Genomic DNA, 15,370 nt, shown 5'->3' on the forward strand with positions numbered 1-15,370 from the left:
CAGGGGATGAATCTTCCCGGCCAACCCGGCATCTCTCCGGGCGGCAGCCTACAGGTAGACTATTGCGTTGTGGTGAAAGTCACAGCGCACCTGGCGAAAGAAGTACAGGTGTGCACTGAAACGTCTATTTTCAGGGCCGGCGAAGGTCCTGTCCAGTCCTTAAGACTGCCGCACTTTAGCATTTATCGCCAGTCGCGGCTGTCCGGCCAGGTAACCAGCGTTGCAATATCCTTTGCAGGTCGGTGCGGCGGAACGGTTTGCTCAGGTAATCGTTCATGCCCGCGGCCATGCAGCGTTCACGATCGCCCTGCAGCGCGTTGGCGGTCAGGGCGATGATCGGCAGCTGCGCGGTGCCGGGCAAAAGGCGGATGCGCCGGGTGGCCTCGTAACCGTCCAGCTGGGGCAGGCGGCAATCCATCAGCACCGCGGAAAAACGCTGCTGGCTGACCTGCTCGACGGCCTGGAGGCCGTCGTGGGCCACGCTCACTTCCAGGCCCAGGCTGCGCAACATGGCCTCGATGACGCTTTGATTGACCGGATTGTCCTCCACCAGCAGGATGCGCTCGCCTGCAGCCATCGGCGCCGGCTCCAGGGTGCTGCCCGGCAACGCCGCAGGCGCGGGGCTGGCCAGGGCCAGGGGCATTTCCAGGGTGAAGGTCGAGCCCAGGCCCTCGCGGCTTTCGCCACGCAGCTTGCCGCCCATGCGCTCGGCCAGGGTGCGGGCGATCGACAGGCCCAGGCCGGTGCCGCCATAACGGCGGGAAATCGAACTGTCGGCCTGCTGGAAGGCGACGAACATCATCTCCAGGCGCTCGCTGTCGATGCCGATGCCCGTGTCGCGCACGCTGCAGGTGAACCACAGCTGTTGGCGGTCGAGCACCTGCCAGCGCGCCTGCACCTGCACCTGGCCGCGTTCGGTGAACTTCAAGGCGTTGCCCACCAGGTTCAATAGCACCTGGCGAATGCGCGTCGGGTCGCCGACCACCTGGACCTGCTCGTCGCCCTCCGGCAGTTGCAGGTGCAGCTCCAGCCCGCGCTGCTGTGCGCTGTGCTGGAACGACTGCACGCTGCTGGCCACCAGCTCGCCCAGGTTGAAGTCGATGCGCTCGAGCTCCAGGGTGGTGCGCTCGATCCGCGAGAAGTCGAGGATGTCGTTGATCACCTTCAGCAGGTGCCCGGTGGATTCGCTGGCCACGGCCGTGTATTCGGCCTGCTCGCTGGTCAACTGGGTGGTTTCCAGCAGCTGCAGCATGCCCAGCACGCCATTCATGGGCGTGCGCAACTCGTGGCTCATCATCGCCAGGAATTCCGACTTGGCGCCGTTGGCCTGCTCGGCCTCCTCACGGGCCTGGATCAGCTGCGCAATCGCCTGCTTCTGCTCGACGCTGGCCTGCTCCAGGGCGCTGGCCAGGTTGTTGATATGGCGTGCCAGATGGCCCAGTTCGCTGTCGTCGACCTCCGGCAGCGGTGCGTCGTATTCGCCTTGCTGGATGGCCTTGACCGCGTGGCCCATGTCGCTGATCGGCTTGGCCAGGCTCAGCGCCAGGCGGCGCGCGAGCAAGAAGGTGAAGAGCAATGCGAACAGCGCCAGGATGCCGGCCTTGATGACGATTTCCTGCTGGCGCTGGCTGAAGGCGTCATCCGACATGCCGACGATCACCCGCCCTAGATAATCGTCGCCGATCGACGGCGGCGAGGCTTTGCCTTCCTGGAGGAAATCGTTGTCCAGGCGAATCTGCTGCAGGCGGATCGGCGCCTGGAACACTTCGACCCGCTGCGCCCGGTTGCTGCTCTCGTCGGACTGCTCGACGTACACCAGGATATGGTTGCGGCTGTCCTGGACCTCGAGAAAGCGCACGTGGGGGATGCTCAAGGTGGCGCGCATCAGGCCTTCGAGCACTTCGTTGTTGCCGGAGATCACCCCGTACTCGGAGGCCGGCGCGAGCTGGTTGGCGATCAGCTGGCCGGTGTGGTTGAGCTCCTGGCGCAGGTCCTGGATGCGCACGAAGGTAAAGAAGCTGATCAGCAGCAGGGTCAGCAGCAGCGCCGGGCCCAGGCTGATGATCTGGGTGCGGGTGTGGATGTCCCAGCTCAGGCGTTTGCTCATGGGGTGGGTTCTCCTTCGGCCAGGGCCTTGGCAGTGGCCTTCGGATCGATCGCTTCAAGGCCCAGGGCACGTGCCACCTGCTGGTTGCCGCTGACCCCGAAACGGGCCGGGTACAGGCTGCGCGGCCAGCGCGCGGGCGGGTGGTCGAGCAACTGGTCGAGTACCGCCAGCCAGTCGTCCTGGTCGCTGTAGGTGCTGGCCAGGGCGCCGGCGCGGACAAAACCTGCGTTCGGGCCGATCAGCGCCATCTGCCGGCCGTAGCTGCTGAGCAGCACATTCTTTGCGGTCTTGGAGTTGTACAGGTCGGGGTCGTCCAGGCCCAGCAGCACGTCGCTGCTGCCCAGCAGGTGCTGCAGGGGCCGGCTGTCACGCTGGTCGGGCCAGTCCTGGGCGACGATTTCCAGGCCCAGCGGGCGCGCCGCCTGGCGCAGTTCATCGACCAGGAAGTGGCTGTGCTCGCCATACAGCACACCGATGCGCTGGGCCTGCGGCAGCAGGTAGCGGGCCAGGCGCAACTGCCGGGCCAGCGGCGGGTCACTCCACAGCAGGGTCAGGTAGCCGGGGCGCGACTTTCCCAGGCGCTGCTCGGCCTGCACCCGGCTGATGCGCATGGCCAGGGCCGGCGGCCCGGCGTTTTCCGCCAGGCGCCAGTCCAGCGCGGCGCTGTCGAGCAGCACCAGGCGCGTGTCGGCCTTCAGTTGGCTGGGGCGCGGCAGTTCGGCGACGGTCTGGAACCGCACCTGGTCATGGCTGCGACGGCTTTCCAGGGCCGTGGCGAAGCTGCGGATGCCGGGCTGATCCTCGCCACCGACCACCAGGATCTCGCTGGCGCACAGCGAGCCCAGGGGCCAGAGACAGAACAGCAGCAGGCGCAGCAGACGGGCCATCAGAACTCCAGCTCCGCGCTCACGCTCAGGCGGTGGCGGCTGTCGTAGCGGTTCTGCACCAGGGTGGTCGGTTCATCGTCCAGGCGCTGCTGCCACAGCGCGGCCAGCTCCAGGTTGCTGCCCTGGATGCGAAAACGCTTGGCCACGCGCAGGTCGACGCGTTCGTAGCGGTACTGGTTGAGTGCATCGTCGCCATAGTAGAACAGCGCGCTCGACCAGCCCTGGCCCCATTCGCGCAGCCAGCCGGCCGAGCCGCTGTTGCGGGCGGTGTTGGCGCTGTCGGCGGGGTTGCTGGCCCAGGCGTCGACATAGGCATAGGTCAGGCGCAGGCGGTCGCGGCGGGTGGCGCGCCAGTCGAACTGCGCTTCGCTGCCGGTGAAGCGGGCCTTGTTGGCATTGCTGGCGATGTACTGGTTGTTGCGCAAAGGCTCGCTGATCATTCCGGTGATCTCGTCGTAGAACAGCTTCACATCCATGTTCAGGTCGATGTCGCTGAACTGGCCGTTGTAGCCCAGTTCGCGCGAGCGCATGCGCTCCTGCTCGAGGTCGCCCGGGCCGCGGGTCTTGACGAAGTATTCGCCGTGCTGCTGGCCGAAGGCGTTGGGGGTCAGGTTCTTGACCGTGTAGCTCCAGTTGACGTTGTTCTCGAACATGTCGGGCGAGCGCACCGCCTCGGAATACACCGCGCGCAAGCCGTGGCGCGGGGTGATCAGGTAGTTCACCGCCATGCGCGGGGTCAGCGAGCTGCCGGACAGCTTCGAGTCTTCGAACATCGCACCGCCCTGCAGGATCCAGTGCTCGTCGGCGCGCCATTCGAGCTGGCCGAACAGACGCCAGGTCTGGTCGTCGAGGCTGCCGTCGAAGTAGGTCTGCGAGTCGGCGCGGTCGTAGCGGTAGTTCATGCCGCTGAGCAGGCGCAGGCTGTCGGTGAGGCTCAGGGTGTCCTGGATTTCCAGGTCGTAGCGGGTTTCTCGGGTGCTCTGGTCGACATCGCCGCACACCACGTTGCTGCCGCCCTGGTTGTTCCACTGATCCTTGATCGCATTGACCAGCGCCTGCTCTTCGGGGTTGCTGCTGCTGGGCGGGTTGTTGGCGCCGCGTGCCACCAGCTCGGCGAAATTCGGGTTCAGCTGCCACAGCCGGGTCAGCTCCGGGCTGAACGACAGCGCCGCGTCGCAGGCGCGCCAGACCTGCTGGCGGTCGAAATGCTGCGCCGAGCCCTGCACATAGAGGCTGTGCTCGGGGTTGAAGTCGATGTTCCAGCGCACGGAGCCGGCGTAATCCTTGGCATTGACGTCGGCGTTGTCGCCGCTTTCGGTGACGAAGGGGAACACCGGCTGGTAGGTGTAGGGCCGCTGGTTGCTGCCTTCCTTGGCCGCCAGTTGCCATTCCAGGGTCTGGTTCGGTGCCAGGGTATGGCTGACGCTGAGGTTGAAGCGGTTCGCCCGGCGGCTGTCGCGGTAGTCCTGGCCGAACTGGTTTTCATCGAAACCATCGTCCTTCTGGCCCGACACCGAAAGGCGCAGGTCGCCGCCGTCCCAGCCCAGGCCGTGGCTGAGGTAGTAGTCGTCGATGCCGTCCTGGCCGCGGGTCAGCTTCATGCGCGTGCCGTGGCTGTCGGCCGGGTTGCGGGTGAGGATGTTGACCACCGCCATCAGCGCGTTGGCGCCGTAGCTGACGGTGTTGGGGCCGCGGAACACCTCGATGCGCTCGATATCCTCCAGCGCCACCGGGATGTCGCTCCAGTCCACCGTGGCCAGGCCCGCGCGGTACACCGAGCGGCCATCGATCAACACCTGCATGCGCCGCGCTTCGTTGACGTTGGTGCCGTGATAGTTGACGGTCGGCTGGTTGCCGGCGCCATAGCCGATCATCATGCCCGGTACCAGGCGCAGCAACTCCGGGATGTCGCGGGCACCGCTGGCACGGATCAGTTCGCTGTCGAGCACGGTCATGCTGCCTGGCACCGCTGCCGGGGATTGTTTGAGCCGCGTGGCGGTCAGAACCTGCGGCAGGTCGGTGTTGTCGATGAACAGATCGTCGGCCATGGCCGGGCCGCCGAGCAAGGCGGTGAGCAGCAGCAGGCGAGGGTAGGGAGGCGTGCCAGGAAACACGATACGGCCTTGTATCAGGGTTGAAACACGCATGTTAACTGACCGGTGCGGTTTTGCCAGTGATCTACCGCATGGCCACTGGCTCTGGCGCAGGCGCGCCGTATAATGGCGGGGTCGCCACTTAACTTATGGCTTTAACGGATTGAATATGACTGAACAGCAACCTGTTGCAGTTCTGGGAGGCGGCAGCTTCGGCACCGCCGTGGCGAACCTGCTGGCCGAGAACGGTGTGCCGGTGCGCCAATGGATGCGCGACCCCGAGCAGGCCGAGGCGATGCGCGTCAACCGCGAGAACCCGCGCTACCTCAAGGGCATCCGCCTGCACGATGGCGTCGAGCCGGTCAACGACCTGCTGGCGACCTTGCAGGCCTGCGACCTGGTTTTCGTTGCCCTGCCATCGAGCGCCCTGCGCAGCGTGCTGGCCCCGCATGCCGAGCTTTTGCGGGGCAAATGCCTGGTCAGCCTGACCAAGGGCATCGAGGCGCAGAGCTTCAAGCTGATGAGCCAGATTCTCGAGGAGATCGCGCCCCAGGCCCGAATCGGTGTGCTGTCCGGCCCGAACCTGGCGCGCGAGATCGCCGAGCACGCGCTGACCGCCACCGTGGTCGCCAGTGAAGACGAAGCACTGTGCCAGCGTGTGCAGGCCGTGCTGCACGGGCGCACCTTCCGCGTCTACGCCAGTGCCGACCGCTTCGGCGTCGAGCTGGGCGGTGCGCTGAAGAACGTCTACGCGATCATCGCCGGCATGGCCGTGGCCCTGGATATGGGCGAGAACACCAAGAGCATGCTGATCACCCGCGCGCTGGCCGAAATGACCCGCTTTGCCGTGAGCCAGGGTGCCAACCCGATGACGTTCCTCGGCCTGGCCGGGGTCGGCGACCTGATCGTCACCTGCTCCTCGCCCAAGAGCCGCAACTACCAGGTCGGCCACGCGCTGGGCCAGGGCCTGAGCCTGGAAGAGGCGGTCAACCGCCTGGGCGAGGTGGCCGAGGGGGTCAACACCCTCAAGGTGCTCAAGGCCAAGGCCGAGCAAGTGCAGGTGTACATGCCGCTGGTGGCTGGCCTGCACGCCATCCTCTTCGAAGGCCGCACGCTCAACCAGGTCATCGAGCGCCTGATGCGGGCCGAGCCCAAGACCGACGTCGACTTCATTTCCACCAGCGGTTTCAACTGAGCCGCCGACACTGAGCAAGGAGCAAGACATGAACGATACCCCCGAGCGCGCCCAGCGCGAGTCGATCATCCTGCGCGTGCTGTGGATGCTGGTGTTCCTGGTGGTCTGGCAACTGGCCGAGCTGCTGCTGGGCGGCCTGGTGCTGGTGCAGCTGATCTACCGGCTGGTCTACGGCGCGCCCAGCGCCAGCCTGATGAACTTTGGCGACAGCCTCAGCCAGTACCTGGCGCAGATCGGCCGCTTCGGCACCTTCCACACCGACAACAAGCCTTGGCCGTTCGCCGACTGGCCGGCGCCGCGTGCCCCCGAAGGCGAAACCCCGCACGCCGTGGCCCCGGCGCCACACCCGGCACGCGACGAGGAGCCCAAGCTGTGAAGCTGTGGGTTTTGCGCCACGGTGAAGCGGAGCCGCGGGCCAACACCGACGCCGAGCGGCGGCTCACCGCCCATGGCCGCGAGCAGGTGCTGCACAGCGCCGCGCGGCTGCTCGGGCAACCGTTGCAGGCGATCATCGCCAGCCCCTACGTGCGCGCCCAGCAGACCGCAGCGCTGGTGCACGACACCCTGGGCTTCGCCGAACCGGTGCGCACGGTGCCCTGGCTCACCCCCGAAAGCAGCGTGCAACAGGCCATCGGCGAGATCGAACGGCTGGGCCTGGAGCATGTTTTGCTGGTCAGCCACCAACCGCTGGTCGGGACGTTGGTGGGCATGCTCGAGCATGGCCACGGCCAGCAACCGGCCGCCATGAGCACTGCAAGCCTTGCAGAGCTTGAGGGAGACTGGCCGTTGGCAGGCCTGATGACCCTGCGGGCGATCAGTTCGCCTCACTGATCGACGGCAACTGGCGTTTTTTGCCAGTTGCCGGGGCATTGGATCCATTGCTAGCGTTGCACCCGGATCGATCAGTGGCTGAACCTGCCAGGGAGTGTTGTATGAGTGGTCTGATGGCAGAACTGATACGTTCGCTGGACCTGCAGCCCACGCTGGAAAAACTCAACGAAGGCGAGGTACTGGACTATGCCCAGTACAGCCTGTTGCGCGAATCGGCCGACGCCAAGCTGTATCACCTGCTGGGCAAGGTGCGCAGCGCAGGGCCCGAACAGGCCAGCAACCTGCAGGGCGAGGAAGAACTGCGCAAGCTCCAGGACGCCTGCCTGCGGGTTTCCCACCTGCTGCAGGCCAGTTGCCTGGCGCTGCGGCGCCTGCAGCTCGACTACCAGGATCAGCGCCTGGCCCGCGAGGCGCTGGAAGGGCAACTGGCCTACATGCAGGCCTGCCTGCAGCGCTCGTTGGCCAGCTTCGACAACAACCCCTGACCTGAACACCCTTGGCGATGACCTTTCCGGACGTTGCCGTGCGGCGGCAGGATGCCGACAATAGGCCATCATTCCTCGGTCCGGACCAGGCGCCATGTCGCAGCAGATCTTCTTCGCCCATGCCAACGGTTTTCCCTCGGCCACCTACGGCAAGCTGTTCGCTGCCCTGGCGCCGGACTACCAGGTCAGCCACCTGGCCCAGCACGCCCACGACCCGCGCTTCCCGGTCAACGAAAACTGGCAGAATCTGGTGGATGAACTGCTGCACCACCTGGCCAGCCAGGAGTCCCCGGTGTGGGGCGTGGGCCATTCCCTGGGCGGCGTGCTGCACCTGCATGCGGCCTTGCGTTGCCCGCAGTACTACCGCGGCGTGGTGATGCTGGATTCGCCGGTGCTGACCCGCGCCGACCAGTGGCTGCTGCGCACCGCCAAGCGCTTTGGCTTCATCGACCGCATCACCCCGGCAGGGCGCACCCTGGGCCGGCGCGAGGCCTTCAGCGACCGCGACAGCGCACGGGACTACTTCGCCAGCAAAAGCCTGTTCCGCCATTTCGACCCCGAATGCCTCGAAGCCTATCTGCAACATGGCCTGGAGGAGGGCGAGCAGGGCCTGCGCCTGCGCTTCGACCCGGCCACCGAAATCAGCATCTACCGCAGCATCCCCCACGCCAGCCCAGCCCCCGCGCGGCAACTGCAGGTGCCGCTGGCGATGGTGCGCGGCGATCGCAGCAATGTGATCCGCCACCATCACACCCTGGCCGTGCGCGGCATGCCCAGGGGCGAATACCACAGTGTGCCCGGCGGCCACATGTTCCCGCTGGAGCGCCCGACCGATACCGCCAGCCTGATCAAGGGCCTGTTCGACCGCTGGAGCCAGGCATGAGCGCGCAGGTCGAGGAAGTGCGCCTGAGCCTGGGCCATATCGAACTGGCCGCGCACCTGTTCGGCCCGCAGGACGGCCTGCCGGTGATCGCCCTGCATGGCTGGCTGGACAATGCCAACAGCTTCGCCCGCCTGGCGCCGCAACTCAAAGGCCTGCGCATCGTCGCCCTGGACCTTGCCGGGCACGGTTACTCCGAACACCGCCCGCCAGGCGCAGGCTACGCCCTGGCCGACTACGCCCACGACGTGCTGCGGGTGGCCGAACAGCTGGGCTGGCAGCGCTTTGCCCTGTTGGGGCATTCGCTGGGGGCGATCATCTCGCTGCAACTGGCCAGTGCCTTGCCTGATCGGGTCAGCCACCTGGCGCTGATCGACGGCGTCATCCCGCCCACCGGCGCCGAACAGGACGCCGGCGAGCGCTTGGGGATGGCCCTGCAGGCCCAGCTGCGCCTGGATGGCAAGCGCAAGTCGGTGTACCCGAGCCTGGAGCAGGGCGTGCAGGCGCGCATGAAGGGCATGGTCGCCGTCAGCCGCGAGGCCGCCGAGCTGCTGGCCCAGCGCGGGCTGATGCCCGTGCCCGGCGGATACAGCTGGCGCAGCGACAGCCGCCTGACCTTGCCCTCGCCGGTGCGCCTGAGCCAGGCCCAGGCGATGGCCCATGTGCGCCGCGTCGCGTGCCCGGCCTGCCTGGTGGTGGCCGCCGACGGCATGCTGGCGCGCCACACCGAACTGCTGGAGCAGCTACCCTTCGAGCAAGTGGTGTTGCCCGGCGGGCATCACCTGCACCTGAACGACGAACAGGGTGCGGCCCTTGTCGCAGACTGTTTCAATCGCTTCTTTGGCTTTGCTTGACTTGCACCGGACAAGTGTCGAGGCTTGGCGGGTTGAACAGGGAGACAACCATGTACATGCCAGACATCCATCAACTTTTCACCGGCGCCGCGTGCGGCATGGGTGGCCGATGAGCATTCGAGTTCTCGTTGCCGGCTGCCTGGGGCTCGCCAGCCCGTTGTTGTGGGCCGGCAGCCTGCCAGTGCCGGTGGATGCCAAGGTGGTCGACCAGCGCCCGGCCGTGGAGCAGGAGCGCATCTACCCGATGGGCCCGCTGCGCAAGATCAGCGGCCGCCTGCGCGTCGACGACAAGGTCGAGAGCCGCGGCCTGGTCAGCTCGGTGACCTACGAGCTGCCGGTCGAGCGTACCGCGCGCGAAGCCTTCACCAGTGCCCGCGAGGAATTGCAGCACGACGGCGGCTACCCGCTGTTCTGGTGCCAGGGCCGCGACTGCGGTGAAGCCAGCCTGTGGGCCAACGATGTGTTCGGCAACGCGCGCCTCAATGGCGGCGACGAGCAGCAGGCATTCATCCTCCTGCGCCGCTCCGCCGAAGAGGCCGACACCCTGGTTGCGCTGTACAGCGTCACCCGCGGCAACCGCCGCGCCTACCTGCACGTGGAAGAGTTCGTGGCCGGCAGCCCGCTCGGCGACCTGCTGCCCACGGCCGCCACCGTGCTGCGCGAAATGCGTGACACCGGCAAGCTCGACTACCCTGACCTGAGTGCGCCACAGCCGGCCTGGGTCGGCTTGCTCAGCCGCAGCCTGAACCTGGACAGCACCCTGCGTGCCAGCCTCAGCGGCGAACAGGCCGAAAGCTGGCGCGAGCAACTGGTCAAGGCCGGGGTGCGCAGCAACCGCCTCGAAGTCGGCAGCGCCCCTACCGATGGCCTGCACCTGGAACTGATCCGTTGAACGAGTGCCACCATGGCCAACCATGACCGCCTGTTGGTCCAGATCGTATTGCTGGCTTTGCTTGGCGCCGCGTTGTGGGTGATGGCGCCTTTCATTTCAGCCTTGTTGTGGGGCGCCATCCTGGCCTTTGCCAGCTGGCCATTGATGCGCCTGCTGACGCGGGTGCTCGGCGGGCGCGAAACCCTGGCCGCGAGCCTGCTGACCAGCGCCTGGATCCTGATCGTGGCGTTGCCGCTGGTGTGGCTGGGGTTCAACCTGGCCGACCACATCCGCGACGCGACGGCCTTCGTGCGTGACGTGCAGGTCGGTGGCCTGCCCGAGGCGCCGGACTGGCTGGGCAGCGTGCCCCTGGTGGGTGAGCGCCTGGTCCGCTGGTGGCAATCGATGGACCAGCAAGGCGCCGCGCTGATGGCTTCGGTCAAGCCGTACCTGGGCCAGGTGGGCAACTGGCTGCTGGCGCGCAGTGCGCAGATCGGCAGCGGGATGCTGGAATTGTCCCTGAGCCTGGTGTTCGTGTTCTTCTTCTACCGTGACGGCCCGCGCCTGGCGGCTTTTGTGCTGCGCCTGCTGCAGCGGCTGGCGGGTGATCGCGCCGAGTATTACCTGGAGTTGGTGGCAGGTACCGTGCAGCGGGTGGTCAACGGCGTGATCGGCACCGCCGCGGCCCAGGCGCTGCTGGCGCTGATCGGCTTCGTGATCGCCGGTGTGCCCGGCGCCATCGTGCTGGGCCTGGTGACGTTCATGCTGAGCCTGATCCCCATGGGGCCGCCGCTGGCCTGGATCCCCGCGACCGCTTGGCTGGTGTGGAAGGGGGAATACGGGATGGCGGTGTTCCTGGGTATCTGGGGCACCTTCGTCATCAGTGGCGTGGACAACGTGCTCAAGCCTTACCTGATCAGCCGCGGCGGCAATTTGCCGTTGGTGATCGTGCTGCTCGGAGTGTTCGGTGGCCTGATTGCCTTTGGCTTCATTGGCTTGTTCATCGGGCCGACCTTGCTGGCAGTGGGCTACAGCCTGCTGCTGGACTGGAGCCGCAACGCGGGGCAGCAGACGCCGCAGCGCTAGCCTGTACCGGCCCTATCGCCGGCAAGCCGGCTCCCACAGGCCCTGCGCCGAACCTTGTGGGAGCCGGCTTGCCGGCGATGAGGCCGGTAAAACCACCGCAAAACCCAAATCTTTACGCTTTCTTTATTCCCACCCCCACCCCTCGCTCTCGCCCCTTTACGCCCCTCCCTCGGACAATTTCCCCAAAGCGGCCCAAGCCGCACCACGGGGAGTTCCACTCATGTACATGCTCGACGGGCTGTCACTGTTCCTTGCAGTGGCATTGGCGGTTTACCTGCTGGTGGCGCTGCTGCGCGCCGATCGCAGCTAGGGAGTGGCCATGCACAGTTACGACTTCGCTTTGCTGCTGGCGTTTTTCGCCATCGTGCTGCTGCCGGCACCTTGGCTGGGGCGCTTCTACTACAAGGTCATGGAGGGCCAACGCACCTGGCTGACGCCGCTGCTGGGCCCCGTCGAACGCGGCTGCTACCGCCTTGCCGGGGTCAAGGCCGAGCAAGAGCAGAACTGGAAGCAGTACGCCCTGGCACTGCTGGCCTTCAACCTGGCCGGCTTCCTGCTGCTGTTTGCAGTCCTGCTGTTGCAAGGCTACCTGCCGCTCAACCCGCAGCACCTGCCGGGCCAGGAATGGTCGCTGGCCTTCAACACCGCAGTGAGCTTCATCACCAACACCAACTGGCAGGCCTACAGCGGCGAGGCCTCGGTCAGCTACCTGAGCCAGATGCTGGGCCTGACCGTGCAGAACTTCGTCAGCGCCGCCACCGGCCTGGCCGTGCTGGTCGCCCTGTGCCGCGGCATCGCCCGCCGTTCAACCTCCAGCCTGGGCAACTTCTGGGCCGACATGACCCGCGCCACCCTCTACGGCCTGCTGCCGCTGTGCCTGGTGCTGGCGCTGCTGCTGGTGTGGCAGGGCGTGCCGCAAACCTTCGCCGACTACGCCCACGCCGTGACCCTGCAAGGCGCCGACCAGAGCATCCCGCTCGGCCCGGCCGCCAGCCAGATTGCCATCAAGCAGCTGGGCACCAACGGCGGCGGCTTCTTCGGCGTCAACTCGGCGCACCCGTTCGAGAACCCCACGGCCTGGAGCAACCTGTTCGAGGTGGCCTCGATCATCCTGATCCCGGTGGCGCTGGTGTTCACCTTCGGGCACTACGTCAAGGACCTGCGCCAGAGCCGCGCGATCCTCGCCTGCATGCTCAGCCTGTTCCTGATCGGCGGCGGCACCGCGCTGTGGTCGGAGTACCAGCCCAACCCGGCCCTGCAGAGCGCCCAGATCGAGCAGGCGCCGCCCCTGGAAGGCAAGGAGAGCCGCTTCGGCACCACCGCCTCGGTGCTCTGGACGGTGACCACCACGGCTGCCTCCAACGGCTCGGTCAACGCCATGCACGACAGCCTCAACCCGCTCACCGGCATGGTGGCGATGGTCAACATGATGGTCGGCGAGGTGATCTTCGGCGGCGTCGGCGCGGGGCTGTACGGCATGCTGCTGTTCGTGCTGATCGCCGTGTTCCTGGCAGGCCTGATGATTGGCCGCACGCCGGAATACCTGGGCAAGAAACTGCAGGCGCGGGAGGTGCAGTTGCTGGTGGCGACCTTGCTGGTGATGCCGGTGGGCGTGCTGGTGCTCGGCGCCATCGCCGCCAGCCTGCCGGGCCCGGCCGGTGCGGTGAGCAACCCGGGCCCGCATGGTTTCAGCCAGCTGTTGTACGCCTACACCTCGGCCACCGCCAACAACGGCTCGGCATTCGCAGGCTTTGGCGCCAACACGGTGTTCCACAACCTGATGATCGGCCTGGCCATGCTCATCGGCCGCTTCGGCTACATCCTGCCGATCCTGGCCCTGGCCGGCAGCCTGGCGGCGAAGAAAAGCGCGCCCCAGGGGCTGAACAGTTTCCCCACCCACGGCCCGCTGTTCACCGGCCTGCTGCTGGTGACCATCCTGCTGGTCGGTGGCCTGACCTTCCTGCCGACCCTGGCCCTTGGGCCGATCGCCGAACACCTGAGCCTGGGTTTCTGAGGAGCTGACCATGAACATGCCCATTCCTGAAGTGAACGCCGCGCACAGCGCCAAGGACCAGACCCGCTTCGCCGCGCTCTGGCGCCCGGCGCTGGTGCAGGCTTTCGTCAAGCTCGACCCGCGCCAGCTCAAGCGCTCGCCGGTGATGCTGGTGGTTGCCCTGACGGCCGTGTTGACCACCGTGCTGTGCTTCGCCCCCGGCAGTGGCGTGAGCACCGGGGTTGCCGTGCAGATCGCCCTGTGGCTGTGGTTCACCGTGCTCTTCGCCAACTTCGCCGAAGCCCTCGCCGAAGGTCGCGGCAAGGCCCGCGCCGACAGCCTCAAGGCCGGCAGCCAGGGCCTTACCGCGCAACGCCGGCGCAGTGACGGCACGTTCGAAACGGTGGCCGCCGGCCAACTGCGCAAGGACGACGTGGTGCGGGTGGTGTCGGGCGAGATGATCCCCGCCGACGGCGAAGTGCTCGAAGGCATCGCGGCGGTCAACGAGGCCGCCATCACCGGCGAGTCCGCCCCGGTGATCCGCGAATCCGGCGGCGACCGCTCGGCTGTGACCGGCAACACCCGGCTGGTCTCCGACTGGCTGTTGATTCGTGTCACCAGCAACCCCGGCGAGTCGACCCTGGACCGCATGATCGCCCTGGTCGAAGGGGCCAAGCGGCAGAAGACCCCCAACGAGATCGCCCTGGATATCCTGCTGATCGGCCTGACCCTGATCTTCCTGATCGTGGTGGTGACCCTGCAGCCGTTCGCCCACTTCGCCGGTGGCAGCCTGCCGCTGATCTTCCTCGCCGCGCTGCTGGTGACGCTAATACCGACTACCATCGGTGGCCTGCTCTCGGCCATCGGCATCGCCGGCATGGACCGCCTGGTGCGCCTGAACGTGATCGCTCGCTCCGGCCGCGCCGTCGAGGCGGCCGGCGATGTGCACACGCTGATGCTCGACAAGACCGGCACCATCACCTTCGGCAACCGCCGTTGCAGCGCGCTGCATGCCGCCACCGGGGTCACCGCCAAGGAGCTGGGCGAGGGCGCCTTGCTCGCGTCGCTGGCCGATGACACCGCCGAAGGCAAGTCGATCGTCGAGTACCTGCGCCAGTTGCACGACTTCGTCGAGCCCGCGGCCGAGCAGTTCGACGCCATTGCTTTCAGCGCCGAGACGCGCCTGTCGGGCATCGACTTCCAGCAGCACCATTACCGCAAAGGGGCGGTCGATGCGGTGCTGGCCTTCGTCGGCATGCAACGTTTGGAAATGCCGGCCGCGCTGGCCCGCGAAGTGGAGCGCATCGCCCAGAGCGGGGGCACGCCGCTGCTGGTGTGCGTCGACAAGCGCCTGCTCGGCGTGATCCACCTCAAGGACGTGGTCAAGCCCGGCATCCGCGAGCGCTTCGCCGAGCTGCGCAAGCTGGGCATCCGTACCGTGATGGTGACCGGCGACAACCCGCTGACCGCCGCGGCCATCGCCGCCGAAGCCGGCGTGGATGACGTGCTCGCCGAAGCCACCCCGGAGAAGAAGCTGGCGCGCATTCGCCAGGAGCAGAACGACGGCCGCCTGGTGGCCATGTGCGGCGACGGCGCCAACGACGCCCCGGCGCTGGCCCAGGCCGACGTCGGCATGGCCATGAACGACGGCACCCAGGCCGCGCGCGAGGCGGCCAACATGGTCGACCTGGACAGCGACCCGACCAAGCTGCTGGACGTGGTGCAGGTCGGCAAGGAGCTGCTGGTGACCCGCGGCGCGCTGACCACCTTCTCCATCGCCAACGACGTGGCCAAGTATTTCGCCATCCTGCCGGCGCTGTTCGCCGCCATCTACCCGCAGCTGGGCGTGCTCAACCTGATGCACCTGGCCAGCCCGCAGAGCGCGATCCTCTCGGCGATCGTGTTCAACGCGCTGATCATCATCGTGCTGATCCCCCTGGCCCTGCGGGGCGTGCGCGTGCAAGCGGCGAGCGCGGCGCACCTGCTGCGGCGCAACCTGCTGATCTACGGGCTGGGCGGCATCGTCGTGCCGTTTGCCGGGATCAAGCTGATCGACCTGCTGCTCAATGCCCTGCACCTGGTCTGAGG

General features: G+C 67.0%; 14 protein-coding genes. 11 read left to right on the forward strand and 3 right to left on the reverse strand.

Going from position 1 to position 15,370, the window contains the following annotated elements; genetic code table 11:
• Window positions 1–175: 175 nt before the first annotated feature.
• Genes B3E94_RS19855 through B3E94_RS19865 form a run of 3 tightly spaced genes read right to left on the reverse strand, consistent with a single transcriptional unit; the run spans window position 176 to window position 5,141 of the window.
• Window positions 176–2,107, reverse strand: coding sequence for an ATP-binding protein (locus B3E94_RS19855; RefSeq protein ID WP_176516581.1), 1,932 nt, complete (start codon window positions 2,105–2,107; stop codon window positions 176–178).
• Window positions 2,104–2,994, reverse strand: coding sequence for an ABC transporter substrate-binding protein (locus B3E94_RS19860; protein WP_176516579.1), 891 nt, complete (start codon window positions 2,992–2,994; stop codon window positions 2,104–2,106). The genes B3E94_RS19855 and B3E94_RS19860 overlap by 4 nt, the downstream gene beginning before the upstream one ends.
• Window positions 2,994–5,141 carry a TonB-dependent receptor plug domain-containing protein gene (locus B3E94_RS19865; RefSeq protein ID WP_286914838.1) on the reverse strand — a complete coding sequence of 716 codons (2,148 nt, stop codon included), beginning with the start codon at window positions 5,139–5,141 and terminating at the stop codon, window positions 2,994–2,996. Before B3E94_RS19865 ends, B3E94_RS19860 begins: the two co-directional genes overlap by 1 nt.
• Window positions 5,142–5,256: 115 nt before the next feature.
• Here B3E94_RS19865 and B3E94_RS19870 point away from each other — a divergent pair, with 115 nt between their 5' ends.
• The 11 genes from B3E94_RS19870 to kdpB all read left to right on the forward strand — a co-directional run bounded on the left by B3E94_RS19870 (window position 5,257) and on the right by kdpB (window position 15,368).
• On the forward strand, window positions 5,257–6,282 hold the full coding sequence (locus B3E94_RS19870) for an NAD(P)H-dependent glycerol-3-phosphate dehydrogenase (RefSeq protein WP_176516575.1): 1,026 nt from the start codon (window positions 5,257–5,259) through the stop codon (window positions 6,280–6,282).
• Between the two features lie 28 nt (window positions 6,283–6,310).
• A complete protein-coding gene (locus tag B3E94_RS19875) occupies window positions 6,311–6,658 on the forward strand; it encodes a DUF4389 domain-containing protein (RefSeq protein WP_176516573.1) in 348 nt (115 codons plus the stop codon).
• Window positions 6,655–7,113, forward strand: coding sequence for a phosphohistidine phosphatase SixA (gene sixA / locus B3E94_RS19880; RefSeq protein WP_176516571.1), 459 nt, complete (start codon window positions 6,655–6,657; stop codon window positions 7,111–7,113). The genes B3E94_RS19875 and sixA overlap by 4 nt, the downstream gene beginning before the upstream one ends.
• A 113-nt stretch (window positions 7,114–7,226) precedes the next feature.
• A complete protein-coding gene (locus B3E94_RS19885) occupies window positions 7,227–7,598 on the forward strand; it encodes a hypothetical protein (protein WP_176516569.1) in 372 nt (123 codons plus the stop codon).
• Window positions 7,599–7,692: 94 nt separating this feature from the next.
• Window positions 7,693–8,481, forward strand: coding sequence for an alpha/beta fold hydrolase (locus B3E94_RS19890; RefSeq protein WP_286914840.1), 789 nt, complete (start codon window positions 7,693–7,695; stop codon window positions 8,479–8,481).
• A complete protein-coding gene (locus B3E94_RS19895; protein ID WP_176516566.1) occupies window positions 8,478–9,332 on the forward strand; it encodes an alpha/beta hydrolase in 855 nt (284 codons plus the stop codon). Before B3E94_RS19890 ends, B3E94_RS19895 begins: the two co-directional genes overlap by 4 nt.
• A 109-nt stretch (window positions 9,333–9,441) precedes the next feature.
• Window positions 9,442–10,224, forward strand: coding sequence for a DUF4892 domain-containing protein (locus B3E94_RS19900; RefSeq protein ID WP_286914842.1), 783 nt, complete (start codon window positions 9,442–9,444; stop codon window positions 10,222–10,224).
• Between the two features lie 12 nt (window positions 10,225–10,236).
• The gene (locus tag B3E94_RS19905) at window positions 10,237–11,289 is read left to right on the forward strand and encodes an AI-2E family transporter (RefSeq protein WP_176516562.1); all 1,053 of its coding nucleotides are present in this window, start codon (window positions 10,237–10,239) and stop codon (window positions 11,287–11,289) included.
• A gap of 220 nt (window positions 11,290–11,509) precedes the next feature.
• Window positions 11,510–11,599, forward strand: coding sequence for a K(+)-transporting ATPase subunit F (gene kdpF / locus B3E94_RS19910; RefSeq protein ID WP_176518325.1), 90 nt, complete (start codon window positions 11,510–11,512; stop codon window positions 11,597–11,599).
• Between the two features lie 9 nt (window positions 11,600–11,608).
• Window positions 11,609–13,303 carry a potassium-transporting ATPase subunit KdpA gene (gene kdpA / locus B3E94_RS19915; protein ID WP_286914843.1) on the forward strand — a complete coding sequence of 565 codons (1,695 nt, stop codon included), beginning with the start codon at window positions 11,609–11,611 and terminating at the stop codon, window positions 13,301–13,303.
• A gap of 10 nt (window positions 13,304–13,313) precedes the next feature.
• Window positions 13,314–15,368 (forward strand): potassium-transporting ATPase subunit KdpB, encoded by a 2,055-nt coding sequence (gene kdpB, locus B3E94_RS19920; protein ID WP_286914844.1) that lies wholly within the window; start codon window positions 13,314–13,316, stop codon window positions 15,366–15,368.
• The last annotated feature ends 2 nt before the right edge of the window (window positions 15,369–15,370 follow it).

Source organism: Pseudomonas sp. UBA6315 (assembly GCF_002438125.1).
Classification (GTDB): Bacteria; Pseudomonadota; Gammaproteobacteria; order Pseudomonadales; family Pseudomonadaceae; genus Aquipseudomonas; species Aquipseudomonas faucium.

Excerpts from the sequence above, each read along its gene's own strand:
- B3E94_RS19870 (WP_176516575.1), top strand. The coding sequence starts at position 5,257 with ATGACTGAACAGCAACCTGTTGCAGTTCTGGGAGGCGGCAGCTTCGGC.
- B3E94_RS19855 (WP_176516581.1), bottom strand. The coding sequence starts at position 2,107 with ATGAGCAAACGCCTGAGCTGGGACATCCACACCCGCACCCAGATCATC.
- kdpA (WP_286914843.1), top strand. The coding sequence starts at position 11,609 with ATGCACAGTTACGACTTCGCTTTGCTGCTGGCGTTTTTCGCCATCGTG.
- B3E94_RS19905 (WP_176516562.1), top strand. The coding sequence starts at position 10,237 with ATGGCCAACCATGACCGCCTGTTGGTCCAGATCGTATTGCTGGCTTTG.
- kdpF (WP_176518325.1), top strand. The coding sequence starts at position 11,510 with ATGTACATGCTCGACGGGCTGTCACTGTTCCTTGCAGTGGCATTGGCG.
- B3E94_RS19895 (WP_176516566.1), top strand. The coding sequence starts at position 8,478 with ATGAGCGCGCAGGTCGAGGAAGTGCGCCTGAGCCTGGGCCATATCGAA.
- B3E94_RS19900 (WP_286914842.1), top strand. The coding sequence starts at position 9,442 with ATGAGCATTCGAGTTCTCGTTGCCGGCTGCCTGGGGCTCGCCAGCCCG.
- B3E94_RS19890 (WP_286914840.1), top strand. The coding sequence starts at position 7,693 with ATGTCGCAGCAGATCTTCTTCGCCCATGCCAACGGTTTTCCCTCGGCC.
- B3E94_RS19865 (WP_286914838.1), bottom strand. The coding sequence starts at position 5,141 with ATGCGTGTTTCAACCCTGATACAAGGCCGTATCGTGTTTCCTGGCACG.
- B3E94_RS19875 (WP_176516573.1), top strand. The coding sequence starts at position 6,311 with ATGAACGATACCCCCGAGCGCGCCCAGCGCGAGTCGATCATCCTGCGC.
- kdpB (WP_286914844.1), top strand. The coding sequence starts at position 13,314 with ATGAACATGCCCATTCCTGAAGTGAACGCCGCGCACAGCGCCAAGGAC.
- B3E94_RS19860 (WP_176516579.1), bottom strand. The coding sequence starts at position 2,994 with ATGGCCCGTCTGCTGCGCCTGCTGCTGTTCTGTCTCTGGCCCCTGGGC.
- B3E94_RS19885 (WP_176516569.1), top strand. The coding sequence starts at position 7,227 with ATGGCAGAACTGATACGTTCGCTGGACCTGCAGCCCACGCTGGAAAAA.